We start from the raw sequence: 13,533 nt of genomic DNA, 5'->3' as shown, positions 1-13,533 counted from the left end.
GAACTATTCCGCCGCCAGCAGTGCTTCGGCGCCGCCCAGATTGACCGACACCAGCCGACTGACCCCCTGTTCCACCATGGTGACGCCGAACAGACGGTGCATACGGGCCATGCTGACGGCGTTGTGGGTGACGATTAGGTAGCGGGTGTCGGTTTGCGCCACCATCGCGTCGAGCAGGTCGCAGAAGCGTTCGACATTGGCGTCGTCCAGTGGCGCATCGACCTCGTCCAGCACGCAAATCGGCGCGGGGTTGGTCAGGAACAGGCCGAAGATCAACGCCACCGCCGTCAACGCCTGCTCGCCGCCAGACAGCAGGGTCAGCGCGGCCAGTTTCTTGCCGGGCGGCTGGGCCATGATCTCCAGCCCGGCCTCCAGCGGATCGTCGCTGTCGATCAGTTCCAGATGAGCCTGCCCGCCGTTGAAGAGGGTGGTAAACAGGCGACGGAAATGGCCATCGACCGCTTCGAAGGCGGCGATAAGCCTTTGTCGACCTTCGCGGTTGAGGCTGCCGATCGAGCCGCGCAGGCGGTGGATAGCCTGCGTGAGTTCGGTGCTTTCAGCGCGGCTGGCGGCCTGCACCGCTTCGAGTTCCGCCAGTTCCTGTGCTGCGACCAGATTGACCGGGCCGATCTTTTCCCGATCGGCGGCAAAGCGGTCATGATCGGCCTGCTCGTTTTGGGCGACGCGAATGTCGGTGCTGGCGAAGCCCAGCCGTTCGGGAAGCAGCGGTGGGGGACATTCAAAGCGTTCGCCCGACAGGCGGCTGGTTTCGATGCGGCGTTCGTCGGCAGCTTCGGCGCGGGCGGTGGCGGTGGCGCGGGCTTCGCGTGCGGTTGCAAGCGCTTCGCCTGCCTGCGCAGCCCTGGCTTCGGCGGCACGTAGGGCATCCTGTGCGGTCAGTTCGGCCTGTTGGGCTTGCGCAGCGGCTTGGGTCAGGGTCGCGCCCTGATCGTCCAGACGGACGATGGCCTGCGCCAGTGTGGCGGGCTGGTCAGCGATGGACTGGCGCTCAGTCGCAATCGCTTCACCGCGCGCGACCATGGCGGCGATGCGTTTGGCGGCCTCGCCCGCGCGGGCGCGCCAGCCTTTGGCTTCGGCTTCGGCGGCGGCTTGCCGTTCACGGTCGCTGGCGATGGCCCGGTCGGCCAGCGCCTGATCGGCGCGAATCCGGCTGACTTCTGTGCGCGCCTTTTCGCTGGCTGCGCTGAGGCTTGTGACGAGGGCGCGGGTTTGCGCGCCGTCGGGCATCGCGGCTCGGACGGCCTGTACCGCATCATGATCGGCGCGGGCGTTGTCCCGGTCGCGCTGGGCGGTGGCGAGGCGTTCGTTCAGCCCTTCGCGGCGTCCTGCCAGTCGTTCGATCGCCGTTGTGGCCGCGTCGGCTGCGCGCAGGGCGGTGCGTAATTGCTGGTCGGCCTGCATGAGGCGCTTGCGACCCGCTTCGAGTGTCTGGGTTGCGGCCTGTTCGCGGGAATGGGCTTCGTCCTGGGCTGCCTGCGCTGTTACCACTTCAGCGGCCAGGGCAGGGCGGGCGGCGTCGATCGCGGCCAGTCGGTTCAGGCGGATGAGGCGTTCGGCGGCTGCCGCGCCACCCTGCGTCGCGATGTAGCCGTCCCAGCGGCGCATCTGTCCGTCGAGGGTGACGAGGCGTTGGCCGACGGCGAGCGGCTGACCAAAGTCCTGAGTGACCACCACTATTTGTGCGAGTCTGCGCGCCAGTTCGGGGGGGGCTTCGACATGGGCGGAAAGGGCGATGACGCCTTCGGGTAGGACAGGATCACTGTCTGGAATTTGGGCGCCGCTCCAGCGCTGCTTGCCTTGCGCGGCGATCGGTGCGGCGAGGTCGTCGCCCAGCGCAGCGGCGAGGGCGCGTTCGTAGCCGGGTGCGGCCTTGACCCGATCGATCGCGCGGTTTTGGCCGTCCGCGCCGCTGTCGATCGCGCGTTTGAGGGCGCTGGCTTCGCTGTCGAGCGCGGCCAGCGCGGCGCGGGCGGAGGATAGAGCGGCCTGCGCGGATGCGCGGGCTTCGCTGGCGGCATGACGATCGACATCGGCATCGTGGATCAGCGCATCGGCAGCCTCGCGATCACCCTGCGCCTGTTGCTGCTGGGCCAGCGCGGTGGCGCGTTGCGCCTCCAATGGCGCGATGTCGGGGAGGGCGGCGGCTTCGGCGTCCAGTTTCTGAGCCGTCCGCTCTGCGCTTTCCAGCCGCGCGCGGGCAGCGGCCAGCGCGGCGTCGGCAACACGCAGTTCGGCCTGCTCGCCTGCCTGTTGCGCCATCGCTTTGGCCAAGTCGAGTTCGGCATCGCGCGCGGCATTTTCGGCCAATGCGATGCGTCCGGCAAAGTCGGGGCGTTGTTTTTCGCTCTGGCCCGCGCGCACCTTGAGCGTAGCGATTTCGGCGGTCAGGCGAGCGATCGCGTCGGCCGCATCGTTGGCGAGCGTGCCTTCGCGCGCGCGATCCTCCGCCAGCCGTTCGGCCTGCTGCGCCAGATCGCCCAAGCGGCGCACGATGCCGTCGCGTTCGGTGCGCAGCGTGGCGAGGCGATGACCCGCCTCGCTCGCTTCGTCACGGGCGGCCTGCGCGGTGCTGCGGCATTGGGCCAGCGTGGCGACAGCGGCCTGTGCGTGAGCGGCGGCGGCCATCTGAGCTTCCTGTGCGGCGCGCACGGTTCCTTCGGCAGCAGCGGCGTCGGCGCGGGCCGATTCGGCGCTGGCATGGGCTTCGCGCCAGCGGGCGAACAGGGTGCGCGCTTCGGCGGTGCGAATCTGTTCGGACAGGCGGATATAGCGTTCGGCGGCGCGGGCCTGCCGCCGCAGGGCGTTGGCACGATTGTCCATGTCGGCCAGAATTTCGTCCAGCCGCGCGAGATTGCTTTCGGCGGCGCGCAGTTTCTGTTCGGCATCCTTGCGCCGGACATGCAGGCCAGCGATCCCCGCCGCCTCCTCCAGCATGGCGCGCCGTTCCTGCGGGCGGGCGGCGATGACGGCGGCGATGCGTCCCTGGCTGACCAGCGCGGGGCTATGTGCGCCGGTGGCGGCGTCGGCGAAGATCAGGGCGACGTCGCGGGCGCGCACGTCGCGGCCATTGGCGCGATAGGCGCTGCCTGCGCCGCGTTCGATGCGGCGCGTGACTTCCAGTTCGCCGTCCGCGCCGACATCGACGGCGTTGAACATTTCGCCCTGTTCCTGCACCGTCAGCAGCGATACTTCGGCAAAGTCGCGCTGGGGCCGGGTGGCGGTCCCCGCGAAGATCACATCTTCCATGCCTGCGCCACGCATCGACCGGGCGCTGGATTCGCCCATGACCCAGCGGATCGCTTCAAGCAGGTTGGATTTGCCGCAGCCATTGGGACCGACGATGCCGGTCAGGCCCGGTTCGATCCGCAGTTCGGCGGGATCGACGAAACTTTTGAAGCCCGACAATTTGAGGCGTTTTATCTGCACAAGGATGCGCCGGAGCAGTCGTCCGCCCCGGCCTCCCCGCGCTGGCGCGCGCCTGTCACCCCCCGGTCAGGCAATCAGATACCCGCTTCCTTGAGCTTTGCCTGAAGCGACGACCAGTTGGCGACATTGTCCACCAGCACGCCATTGATCAGGAAGCTGGGGGTGCCGCTGATATTATACTGGCTGTTGGCTGATTCCACGCCCTTGGCCAGCTTTTCGGCCGCAGCGGTGTTGGACAGACACTGTTTCGCCTGATCGGCGGAAATGCCGCGCTGCTGGGCAAATTCGACCAGACCCGCTGCGTTGGCGATGCCGCCCGGACGCTGGGCTGCGGGTAGTTGTTCGACGGCTTTGAGTGCCGCTTCGCTGGCCTGCACCTTGGCGAACATCGCTTCCTGATTGGCGAAAAACTGTTCGGACAGTGGATAGAAGATGTCCTTACCGCCGCAGCGTGCCAGCAGGGCGGCGGTCAGGTCGATGGGATCGCGGACATAGGGACGAAATTCGAAGCTCATCCGGCCGCTATCGACGATCTTGCGGATTTCTTCCGATGCTTCGACGGAGAAATCCTTGCAATGGCTGCATGTGTAGGAGCCATATTCCACCAGCTTGATCTTCGCCGACGGGTTACCCATCAGATAATAGCCTTCGGGCGAGTCGGCGATCGTGTCGGACCATGTGGTGCCAGCAGGCGCGGCCACAGTGGCGATCGGATCGCCGGTCGGCTTGGCGGCGTCCTCGCTCTTGCCGCCACATGCGGCGAGGCTGAGGCTGATGGCGATGAGGGCTAGTCCGGAAACGGCTTTCACGACGGGCAGGCTCCGATGATGGGATGACAATGAAAGGGTTTTAGATCAGCGCGCGGGCGCGGGCAATGCAGCCTGTACGATCGCCCAGGTCGAACCTTCGACGCGCGTGCCATTGACGGTGAAGCCGGGGGTACCGGCGATCTTCACCTTGTTCCATGCGTCGTCGGTCATGGCCAGAACCTGCTTCATCGACATGGGGTTGGCGATGCAGGCGTCGAGTTGCGCGTCTTTGAAGCCGCGCTTGTTCATCAGCGCATAGAGGCCGGTTTTTTGCCCGACGTCGCGCATTGCGGCGATTTGTTCGGTCGGTTTGGTCGTGGTCGCGGCGTCATAAGCCTCGACCTTTTCCATCCACGGCGTCTGGTTGGCAAACAATGCCTCATGATTGCCCATGAAACGGGCCGGGCCGCCGCAACGGGCGAGCAGGGCGGCGGTCAGGTCATATTTGTCGCGCACCGCGTTGCGGATTTCGACGTTGACCTTGCCGCCCTTCACATATTGGGCCTTGAGCGGGGCGCTCGCTTCGCCGACGAATTTCGCGCAGTGCGAGCAGGTGTAGCTGACATATTCCACCAGCCTGGTCGGTGCGTTGGGATTGCCCATGGCATGACCGCCGATGGGCGAGAGCACCACCCGGCTGACCCAGTTGGCGGCAGGCGCGGCCATGACGATGGCGGGCAGGGCGAGGAGAGCGAGGGGCAGCAGCTTTTTCATGGCGTGATCCATTGGGCGTGTCTGGATGAACGGGAACGGAAGAGTCTCAGCCGATTTTGGGCAGGCCGCTGCTGTTTGCAAGCCCCTGCGCCAGCGATTCCAGCACGGTGCGCAATTCAGGATCGCCAATGTCGCGCAGCGAATCGCCCAGTTCGACCGGAATGGGTTTGAGGTTGCGGGGCGGGGGCCGACGTTCGGCGGGGCTGTTCATGATTTCGCCCTGACGCATCGCGACCTTTGCCACGGCGGCATAGCCAAAGAAGCGGTTCACCCGTTCGACCAGATCGGGCAACATATGCTGCACCATCGGGGCATGGCCGCTCAATACCGTGAGCTGCAGCGTGCCGCCTGCTTTCTGTCCCACCGGAAAGCGAATCGATTCGGGTGCGCAGATGCCCGCATAATGGCTGCCCACGATTTCCGACCAGCGCGTGACGATGCTGGACTGAACGAAGCCGAATTTTCGAAACGCGGCGCGACCGATGTCGGGCATCAGGTCCGCGATTCGGCGCGGCGCACCGACGCGCGGGCGTTCCACGGGGGGAACGGCCTTGGCCTTTAATTTCGGTGTCGGGGGGCGTTCCGTCATGGCGCACTTAATGGCATAGGGCGGCCATGCGCGTCGAGGGTCGAGAGTCAAAAATCGCTGGGCGCCTGCTCGCTCATTATGACGTCCATGCCCGCCGCCTGCCGTGGCGCGCTGCGCCGGGGGCGAACGGCGCCGATCCCTATCGTGTCTGGCTGTCCGAAGTGATGTTGCAGCAGACGACGGTGGCGGCAGTCGGTCCCTATTTCGATAAATTCACGGCGCGCTGGCCCACGGTGGAGACGCTGGCCGCTGCTCAGGACGCCGATCTGATGGCGGCGTGGGCTGGCCTTGGCTATTATGCCCGCGCCCGCAATCTGCTGGCCTGTGCGCGGGCGGTGGCGCGGGACCATGGCGGGGTTTTCCCCGATAGCGAGGATGGATTGCGCGCTTTGCCCGGCGTGGGCGCTTATACGGCGGCGGCGGTGGCGGCTATCGCCTTTGGGCGACGGGCCGTCGTGGTCGATGCCAATGTCGAGCGGGTGGTGGCGCGGCTGTTTGCGATTGCCACGCCTTTGCCCGCCGCCCGGCCAGCGATCCGCGTGGCGACAGATGCGATCACGCCGGACGCGCGGGCGGGGGATTTTGCGCAGGCGATGATGGATCTGGGCGCGACGATCTGCACGCCGCGTAATCCGGCCTGCGGCATATGTCCTTTGCGCGAGGATTGCGATGCGTTCGCCACCGCTGACCCTGCCGCCTTCCCGGTCAAGGCAGCGAAGAAGGCGCGGCCGCACCGAATCGGCCATGCGTGGTGGATCGAGCGGGGGGATGGGCATGTCTGGCTGGTGCGTCGTCCCGACAGGGGGTTGCTGGGCGGGATGCGCGCTTTGCCGAGTTCCGAATGGAGCGATGCGCCGGACCCGACGCCGCCGTTTCCGGCGCGCTGGGCGGTGCTGGTTGAGCCGGTCGCCCATGTTTTTACGCATTTCTCTCTGGCGCTGCATGTTGCCACTACCCATGTGGGCGTGGACCATAAGCCGACCGGTCCGGGTGAATGGTGGCCGATCGACCGGATCGGGGAGGCGGGCCTGCCGACCCTGTTCGCCCGTGCGGCGGATGCCGTAGTAAAGGAGAGCGCGCGCGATGCACGGAACTGAACCCCGCCCGGTCGATCCGCCAGGCTTTGTCGGCGGCACGTTGGATCGGGTAGACCATATCCGGTCCAGCCCGGCATTACTGGCGGATTGCTTCGCCGATCCTGCTGCGCGACGCGTGGTGCTGGAGGGGTTGGAGCCGGTCGTGAGTGAGGGGCAGTTGCTGCTGGAGCCGCTGGAGCGACAAGCGCGGGTCGAGGATCATGTGCTGCTGGGCGTCGATCCTGCGGGGCGGCCGATCTTTGCGCGGTTGATCGGCGCACTGGCCAAGCCGGTGGGGGCAACGGCGCGCAGTCGCGGGCTGGCGGGGCAGGTGTCTGCGGCTGACATGGCGTTGTATGGCACGGCGCGCAGTCTGCTTCACTGGCATGGCCGTCATGGCTATTGCGCGGTGTGCGGCGGGGTGACGCAGCCAATGAAGGCGGGCTGGGCGCGGAAATGCGAGGGGTGCGAGGCGGAACATTTCCCCCGGACCGACCCAGTGGTCATCATGCTGGCGCAGCATGGCGGGCGGATATTGCTGGGGCGGCAACATGCTTTTCCGCCGGGGCGCTATTCGGCGCTGGCGGGTTTTGTCGAGCCGGGCGAGACGATCGAGGAAGCCGTGGCGCGGGAGCTGTTCGAGGAAGCGGGCGTGCGCGTCCATTCGGTGCGTTATGTGACCAGCCAGCCCTGGCCCTTTCCATCGTCGCTGATGATCGCCTGCACCGCGCAGGCCGATGACGATGCGCTGACGCTGGACGTCAATGAGATCGAGGACGCGTTCTGGTGCGATGCCGATGGGGTGCGCGCGGCGATGAATGGCGACCCGGATGCGCCCTTCCTTGCCCCGCCGCGCATGGCCGTTGCCTGGCATCTGCTGGACCACTGGCTGTCCCAAGTCGCGGACCCCATGCTTGTCCCCCCCGGCGCAAGCGCGTAAGGCTGACCTCATCTTTCCCTCGTTCAGGATCATCCCGCCTCCATGCTCAGCCTAGAAGAAGCCCAGTCGCGCGCGCAGGATCTGGTCAGCGCCGCGCGCAAGGCAGGGGCGGATGCGGCAGACGCCATCTACGCCTGTAACGCGTCGACCAATGTGTCGGTGCGCCTTGGCGCGCTGGAGGATGTGGACCGGTCCGAAGGCGAGGAAATTGGCCTGCGCGTGTTCGTGGGCCAGCGTTCGGCGAGCATTTCCGCGTCGGACATGAACCCCGCAACGCTCGGCACGCTGGTCGATCGCGCCATCGCGATGGCGCATGAAGCGCCCGAAGATCCCTATGCGGGGCTTGCGCCGGAAGATCGCCTGCTGCGCAAGCGTCCGCCCGCACTCGACCTGACCGACAGCGAGGAGCCGGAACCCGCCGCGCTGCGCGAACGGGCGCTGATTGCGGAAGAGGCGGCGCGCAGTATTCCCGGCGTCACCAACAGCGAGGGCGGCGGCGCGTCGAGCGGGCGCAGTCAGATGGCGCTGGCGACCAGCCATGGCTTTGCCGGTGCCTATGCCGCCACGTCCCATTCGACCTGGGCCAGCGTGCTGGCGGGCGCGGGATCGGGCATGCAGCGCGATTATGCCAGCCACAGCGTGCGCCATCTGGAAGATCTGGACGACGCCGAATCCATTGGCATACGCGCGGGTCAGCGAGCGGTCGCCCGGCTCAATCCGGTCAAGGTGGGCAGCGGGGTGATGCCGATCATCTTCGATCCCCGGATCGGGTCCAGCCTGCTGGGCCATCTGATCGGCGGCATGGTTGGCCCGGCGATCACCCGCCGGTCGAGTTTCCTGCTGGATTCGCTGGGGCAGGCTCTGTTCGATGCGAACGTCACGATCATCGACGATCCGTTGATGCCGCGCGGGCTGCGTTCGCGCCCGTTCGATGGTGAAGGGTTGCCGGTGCATCGGCACGCGCTGATCGACAAGGGTGTGCTGACCGGCTGGCTGCTCGACAGCGGGTCCGCGCGGCAGCTTGGCCTGGAGCCGACCGGCCATGCCAGCCGGGGCGGCAGTGGCGCGCCGGGGGCCAGCATCACCAACGTCCATATGGAAGCGGGCATCGTGTCGCCCGGCGACCTGATGGCCGATGTGACGCGCGGCATCTATGTCACCGAGCTGATCGGCATGGGTGTTAATGGCGTGACCGGCGATTACAGCCGGGGCGCGGCAGGATTTCTGATCGAAAATGGCGCGGTGGCGCATGCGGTGTCGGAAATTACGATCGCCAGCAATTTGAAGGATATGTTCCGCGCGCTGGTGCCAGCCAGTGACCTGTCTTTCCGATACGCGATGAATGTGCCGACGCTGCGCATAGACGGGATGACCGTTGCGGGAGGCTGACGCCGACCTGCCTGCGCCGCTGCGCACGATCGTGGCCGCAGTGGCGGACGCGGCGGACCATGCGCTGACGCTGTGGGCGGGCGGCGAAACCCGTGTGCGCCAGTGGGAAAAAGTGCCGGGCCATCCGGTGTGCGACGCCGATCTGGAAGTGGACGCCATGTTGCGCAGCAGTCTGGCCGGGATCGACCCGCAGGCAGGCTGGCTGTCGGAAGAAACGGCGGACACCGTCCACCGGCTGGGCCTGTCGCGCGTCTGGGTGGTCGATCCGATCGACGGTACGCGCGATTATCTGCGCGGGTGGCCGGGATGGTCGGTGTCGGTCGCGCTGGTGCAGGATGGCGCGGTGCGGCTTGGTATTCTCGCTGCGCCTGCCCGCAACGAATTGTGGATTGCGCAGGCAGGCCATGGCGCGACGCGCAATGGCCGGGGTTTGCGGGCGGGTGGGCGCACGGCCCTGCCCGGTGCGCGGGTGCCTGCGGATCAATTGCCGCGCTATGATCGCGATCTGGTGACGGTGGACAAGCCCAACAGCATCGCGCTGCGCATGGCGATGGTGGCGGCGGACGAAGCCGATCTGGTCGCTACGGTGCGATGGGGCAATGAGTGGGATATCGCGGCGGCGGCGCTGATCTGTCAGGAAGCGGGCGGCATCGTCACCGACGCGCTGGGCGATCCGTTGCGGTTCAACCGGCCACGCCCGACCGCCTTTGGCCTGCTATGCGCCGCGCCGGGTATCCATGCCGCCGCGACCGACCGTCTGGCTCCGCGCGCGCGGGACATATTGGGTGAACCCCCGGCTGCGTCAGCTTCTTAACGTCATTTGGTGCAATCGCGCACCACATCCCGCGGCAGGATGTCGGTCAGCCGTTGCCGCACGACATCGGCCCAGATGCGATAGCCCTGCGGATTCATATGAACGCCGTCCGGCTGATAATTGTCGCCAAGCTGTCCATCCTTCAGCAGCGGGGCGGTGATGTCCGCATAATAGGTGGCGGGCGAATGGGGGATCAATGCCTGTGCGGCGGCATTGAACAGGCGCTGCTGCGGCAGGTTTGCGCGGCGGCCGGGGCTTGGCTTCATCGACAGGACGAGCACCGGTACGTCGCCCAGCTTTGTGTGGCGCAGGTCCAGAAAGGCGGCGAGTTGGCGGATGACCATACGCACCGGCACGCCCTCTGCAATATCGTTTTCCCCGGCGTACAGGATGATGGCGCGGGGTTTGCCTTCGCCCGGATTGATATGGGCGAAGCGGGGCAGGATGTCGGCGTAGGTTGCGCTGTTGATGCCGCGATTATGGGCCGTCCACGGCTGCATATCCCGGCTCATGCTGGTCCATCGATGGATCGAGGAACTGCCCACGAACCAGAGGGCGCATTGCTCCCGGCCAACACCCGTGTTCGGCAATGTTTCATGCGCGTCGCGATAGCGGTTGGCGATCATCCAGCCGCCCACGATCAGCGCGAATATGATCAACGGCACGCCCAGCTTGGCGAGCGGGGCTTGATTGAGGCCAGGCAAAGTGAGTCTCCTGTGATCCTTGCGGATTGACGCGGTCATCGCGCAAAGCCGTCATTGGGAAGCACGCGGACAGGCGGATCATCACATTGTTAAGGAAAGCCGTCTATCCTGTCATGCAGGTTCTTGGGGGGATGGAATAGTTTGGTGGTAAAAAATCCGTCGATCGACCTTTTGCGTGGTCTTTTGATCCTGTTGGTCATGGCCGGTCATGCCATGGAGCTGGCCCATCAGAATCATGTCATGCTGTGGATCGGTGGCGGTTTTCGCATGCCGATGATGTTTGGCCTGTCGGGCTTTCTCCTCAATATCGACCGCACCCGTAACGAAGGCGCAGCTTCGCTGTTCGGGCGCTATGCCAACCGGATGCTGCTGCCCTGGGCCGTGGCGGTGTGTGTCTATATTCTGGCCAGTGGCTGGTCTTTGTCGTTGTCGACGCCGCTGGAACTGCTGCTGCGCCCGCCATTCCACCTATGGTATGTGCCGGTGCTGTTCTTCCTGATCGTCATGACGCGGCTGGTGCCGTTCTCGCCGCTTGCCTTGTTGGCGATCGGCGCGCCGATCAGTCTGGCGACGATGTATAGTTTTGGCCTGGACCATGGACCGATGGGGTTCAGCCTGCTGTCGCCGGACAATCGCTATCTGCGTTATCCGGTCTATTTTTTCTTTGGCATGTTGGTGGCGGAGCGGGGCTTGCCGACCCGTTATCTTGCGGTCGCGCTCCTGGCCGGGGCGCTTGGCCTGTTCTGGTGGGTCGGACTTTACGGTACGGGTAATGCCCTTGCCTTCGTGCCTGCTCGCCTGCTGATGTGCCTGTCGTTGATCGCGTTGCTGCCGCATCTGTCGGCCCGGCATCTGTTCTTTGCACCGCTCGGCACCATCGGCCATCACAGCCTGCTCTTTTACCTGTGGCATCCATTGGTGATGGGGATGTTGCTGATCGCCGGAATGGATGGGTTGGCGCTGTTGCTGTTGTCGATCGTGATTCTGGCGTTCGTCGCCCTTTTCGTCACCCGCTATCCTTTAGCCCGGCAATTGATCGGCGGCGCGCCGCCATGTCGGGCGCGGCCAGCTGCGGTAAAGCCGCCGCCGGTCGCCGCCGCAGCCTGATCCGCTATAGCTTGCCATATTTGGCTTCGAATCCGGCGATGTCGCCAGCGGCGAGATATTTGGCCTGGTCGATCCATTGATCCCGCACGGGGCGACCCTTGAACGATCCCAGTTTTGCGTCGATCGCGGACAGGTCCGTCTCCGTCCACTGCGCGATCTGGGCATAGCGGGTGATGCCCAGGCTGATGAGCAGGGTTTTGAGCTTGGGACCGACGCCCTTGAGGCGCAGCAGGTCATCCTCCGACGACGGCGGGGCGACGGCGGCAGGAGAAACCGGGATGGGGGCGGAGGGGGTTTCCGCTTCCGGTGCAGGCGGCGTGGGACGCTCTACCGTCGGCTCGATCGGTTCGACGATCAGGGGTTCGACCGCAACCGGTTCTATGACGACGGCGGGCGAGGGCGGGGTGAGCGGACTGGCGATCGGGGTAGTGTCGATGATCGCGGCGGGTGGGGACGGCGTTTCAGGCTGTGCTTCGGGCGCGATGCTGGGGGCGGCGTCCGCCCCCTTGCCCTTGCCTGACAGCAGGAACACCAGCCCGATGATGACCAGCAGCCCGATGAGCAGCCACAGGCCATAGTCCATGAAAAATTCCTGCATCGCGCACAGCCTCCCTGTAATATTTCGACTATATTAGGGATGGAAGGCGGCGCGCGGCAAGGCTTTCAGCGTGTTTCGCGTTCGACTTCGCGCCAACCCACGTCGCGGCGGCAAAATCCGGTGGGGAATTGGATGAGATCGACCGCCGCATAGGCCGCCGCCTGCGCCGCGCGCACGCTGTCGCCGGTGGCGGTGACGTTGAGAACGCGACCGCCATTGGCGACGATCGCGCCGTCCTTTTCCGCTGTGCCGGCATGGAATACATGCGCGCCCGTGGCCTGCGCCGTGTCGATGCCGTCGATCGCGCCGCCCTTTTCGGGCGTGCCGGGATAGCCATTGGCGGCCATCACGACGGTCAGCGCGGTGCGGTTGGCCAGTTCGACCGGTCCCTGATCGGCCAGCCGCCCCTGCGCCACGGCCAGCAATAGATCGACCAGATCGCCGTCGAAGCGCATCATCAGCACCTGACATTCCGGGTCGCCGAAGCGGGCGTTATATTCGATCAGCTTTGGTCCCTGATCGGTCAGCATGAGGCCGGCATAGAGGACGCCGGAATAGGGCATCCCCTCCGCCGCCATCGTCGCCACCGTGCGCCTGATGATCGTGTCGATGACCTGCGCTTCCAGTTCGGGGGTCAGCACGCGCGCCGGGCTGTAGGCGCCCATGCCGCCGGTATTGGGTCCGGTGTCGCCATCGCCCACGCGCTTGTGGTCCTGCGCGGAACCGAAGGGCAGGATCGCTTCGCCATCGGTCAGGGCAAAGAAGCTGGCTTCCTCCCCCGTCATAAATTCTTCCAGCACGACTTCCTCGCCCGCCTTGCCGAACGCGCCGGAAAACATGGTGTCGAGCGCGTCGAGCGCATCGGTCCGTGTTTCGGCGATGATGACGCCCTTGCCTGCGGCCAGGCCGTCCGCCTTGATGACGACGGGCAGGGTGAAGTCGTCCAGCGCGGCGATCGCGCCGTCCTTGCTGGTCACGCGGGCGTAGGCGGCGGTCGGGATGTTCGCGCGCATGCACAGATCCTTGGTGAAGCCTTTGGACCCCTCCAGTTGCGCGGCTTTCTGGTTGGGACCGAAGACAGGCACGCCCATCGTCCGCAGATTGTCGGCCAGCCCATCGACCAGCGGCGCTTCGGGACCGATGACGACCAGGCCGATCGAGTGGCGGGTGCAGAAATCCAGCACGACGCGGTGATCGGTCGCATCTATATCGACCAGCGTGGCGTGCTGGGCTATGCCCGGATTGCCCGGCGCGGCATAGAGCGTGGCCAGCCGGGGCGATTGCGCCAGTTTCCACGCCAGCGCATGTTCACGGCCACCGCCGCCAAGCAGAAGGATGTTCATGTC

12 protein-coding genes are annotated in these 13,533 nt (G+C 65.9%); 5 read left to right on the top strand and 7 right to left on the bottom strand.

The window, feature by feature from the left end; translation table 11 throughout:
• Nucleotides 1-3 precede the first annotated feature (3 nt).
• The 4 genes from smc to WA070_RS10105 form a co-directional block, all read right to left on the bottom strand.
• Nucleotides 4-3,447 carry a chromosome segregation protein SMC gene (gene smc / locus WA070_RS10120; protein WP_422633848.1) on the bottom strand — a complete coding sequence of 1,148 codons (3,444 nt, stop codon included), beginning with the start codon at nucleotides 3,445-3,447 and terminating at the stop codon, nucleotides 4-6.
• A 74-nt stretch (nucleotides 3,448-3,521) separates the two neighbouring features.
• Nucleotides 3,522-4,256, bottom strand: a complete 735-nt coding sequence (locus tag WA070_RS10115) for a thioredoxin domain-containing protein (RefSeq protein WP_422633847.1) — start codon at nucleotides 4,254-4,256, stop codon at nucleotides 3,522-3,524.
• Between the two features lie 45 nt (nucleotides 4,257-4,301).
• Complete coding sequence (locus tag WA070_RS10110) at nucleotides 4,302-4,970, bottom strand: thioredoxin domain-containing protein (RefSeq protein ID WP_422633846.1); 669 nt, start codon at nucleotides 4,968-4,970, stop codon at nucleotides 4,302-4,304.
• 46 nt (nucleotides 4,971-5,016) lie between these two features.
• Nucleotides 5,017-5,559 carry a DUF721 domain-containing protein gene (locus WA070_RS10105; protein WP_422633845.1) on the bottom strand — a complete coding sequence of 181 codons (543 nt, stop codon included), beginning with the start codon at nucleotides 5,557-5,559 and terminating at the stop codon, nucleotides 5,017-5,019.
• Between the two features lie 26 nt (nucleotides 5,560-5,585).
• On the opposite strand from WA070_RS10105, the gene WA070_RS10100 reads away from it, so the two are divergent.
• From WA070_RS10100 to WA070_RS10085, 4 genes are read left to right on the top strand one after another with little or no spacing between them, the layout of a single operon-like run.
• Entirely contained in the window at nucleotides 5,586-6,656 is a 1,071-nt protein-coding gene (locus WA070_RS10100; RefSeq protein ID WP_422633844.1) for an A/G-specific adenine glycosylase, read from the top strand.
• Nucleotides 6,643-7,575 carry an NAD(+) diphosphatase gene (nudC, locus tag WA070_RS10095; RefSeq protein WP_422633843.1) on the top strand — a complete coding sequence of 311 codons (933 nt, stop codon included), beginning with the start codon at nucleotides 6,643-6,645 and terminating at the stop codon, nucleotides 7,573-7,575. Before WA070_RS10100 ends, nudC begins: the two co-directional genes overlap by 14 nt.
• Nucleotides 7,576-7,617: 42 nt before the next feature.
• Nucleotides 7,618-8,964 (top strand): TldD/PmbA family protein, encoded by a 1,347-nt coding sequence (locus tag WA070_RS10090; protein WP_422633842.1) that lies wholly within the window; start codon nucleotides 7,618-7,620, stop codon nucleotides 8,962-8,964.
• A gap of 19 nt (nucleotides 8,965-8,983) precedes the next feature.
• Nucleotides 8,984-9,778, top strand: coding sequence for an inositol monophosphatase family protein (locus WA070_RS10085; protein ID WP_422633900.1), 795 nt, complete (start codon nucleotides 8,984-8,986; stop codon nucleotides 9,776-9,778).
• A 2-nt stretch (nucleotides 9,779-9,780) separates the two neighbouring features.
• Here the strand turns inward: WA070_RS10085 and WA070_RS10080 are convergent, their stop codons facing one another.
• On the bottom strand, nucleotides 9,781-10,482 hold the full coding sequence (locus WA070_RS10080) for a GDSL-type esterase/lipase family protein (RefSeq protein ID WP_422633841.1): 702 nt from the start codon (nucleotides 10,480-10,482) through the stop codon (nucleotides 9,781-9,783).
• A gap of 144 nt (nucleotides 10,483-10,626) precedes the next feature.
• Here WA070_RS10080 and WA070_RS10075 point away from each other — a divergent pair, with 144 nt between their 5' ends.
• A complete protein-coding gene (locus WA070_RS10075) occupies nucleotides 10,627-11,589 on the top strand; it encodes an acyltransferase family protein (protein ID WP_422633840.1) in 963 nt (320 codons plus the stop codon).
• A 4-nt stretch (nucleotides 11,590-11,593) separates the two neighbouring features.
• On the opposite strand, the gene WA070_RS10070 is transcribed toward WA070_RS10075, so the two are convergent.
• Together WA070_RS10070 and purD are read right to left on the bottom strand one after the other, a co-directional pair.
• Nucleotides 11,594-12,187 carry a hypothetical protein gene (locus WA070_RS10070; RefSeq protein WP_422633839.1) on the bottom strand — a complete coding sequence of 198 codons (594 nt, stop codon included), beginning with the start codon at nucleotides 12,185-12,187 and terminating at the stop codon, nucleotides 11,594-11,596.
• Nucleotides 12,188-12,252: 65 nt separating this feature from the next.
• Nucleotides 12,253-13,530 (bottom strand): phosphoribosylamine--glycine ligase, encoded by a 1,278-nt coding sequence (purD, locus tag WA070_RS10065; protein ID WP_422633838.1) that lies wholly within the window; start codon nucleotides 13,528-13,530, stop codon nucleotides 12,253-12,255.
• Nucleotides 13,531-13,533: the final 3 nt, after the last annotated feature.

This window comes from Sphingobium sp. (assembly GCF_049304695.1).
Taxonomy (GTDB): domain Bacteria; phylum Pseudomonadota; class Alphaproteobacteria; order Sphingomonadales; family Sphingomonadaceae; genus Sphingobium.
The sequence above is the reverse complement of the archived record's forward strand: the minus strand, read 5'-3'. Positions and strand labels throughout refer to the sequence as shown.

Bases quoted from the DNA above. Each gene is read 5' to 3' on its own strand.
- WA070_RS10110 (WP_422633846.1), bottom strand. From the start codon at position 4,970: ATGAAAAAGCTGCTGCCCCTCGCTCTCCTCGCCCTGCCCGCCATCGTC.
- WA070_RS10105 (WP_422633845.1), bottom strand. From the start codon at position 5,559: ATGACGGAACGCCCCCCGACACCGAAATTAAAGGCCAAGGCCGTTCCC.
- WA070_RS10100 (WP_422633844.1), top strand. From the start codon at position 5,586: ATGCGCGTCGAGGGTCGAGAGTCAAAAATCGCTGGGCGCCTGCTCGCT.
- nudC (WP_422633843.1), top strand. From the start codon at position 6,643: ATGCACGGAACTGAACCCCGCCCGGTCGATCCGCCAGGCTTTGTCGGC.
- WA070_RS10090 (WP_422633842.1), top strand. From the start codon at position 7,618: ATGCTCAGCCTAGAAGAAGCCCAGTCGCGCGCGCAGGATCTGGTCAGC.
- WA070_RS10070 (WP_422633839.1), bottom strand. From the start codon at position 12,187: ATGCAGGAATTTTTCATGGACTATGGCCTGTGGCTGCTCATCGGGCTG.
- purD (WP_422633838.1), bottom strand. From the start codon at position 13,530: ATGAACATCCTTCTGCTTGGCGGCGGTGGCCGTGAACATGCGCTGGCG.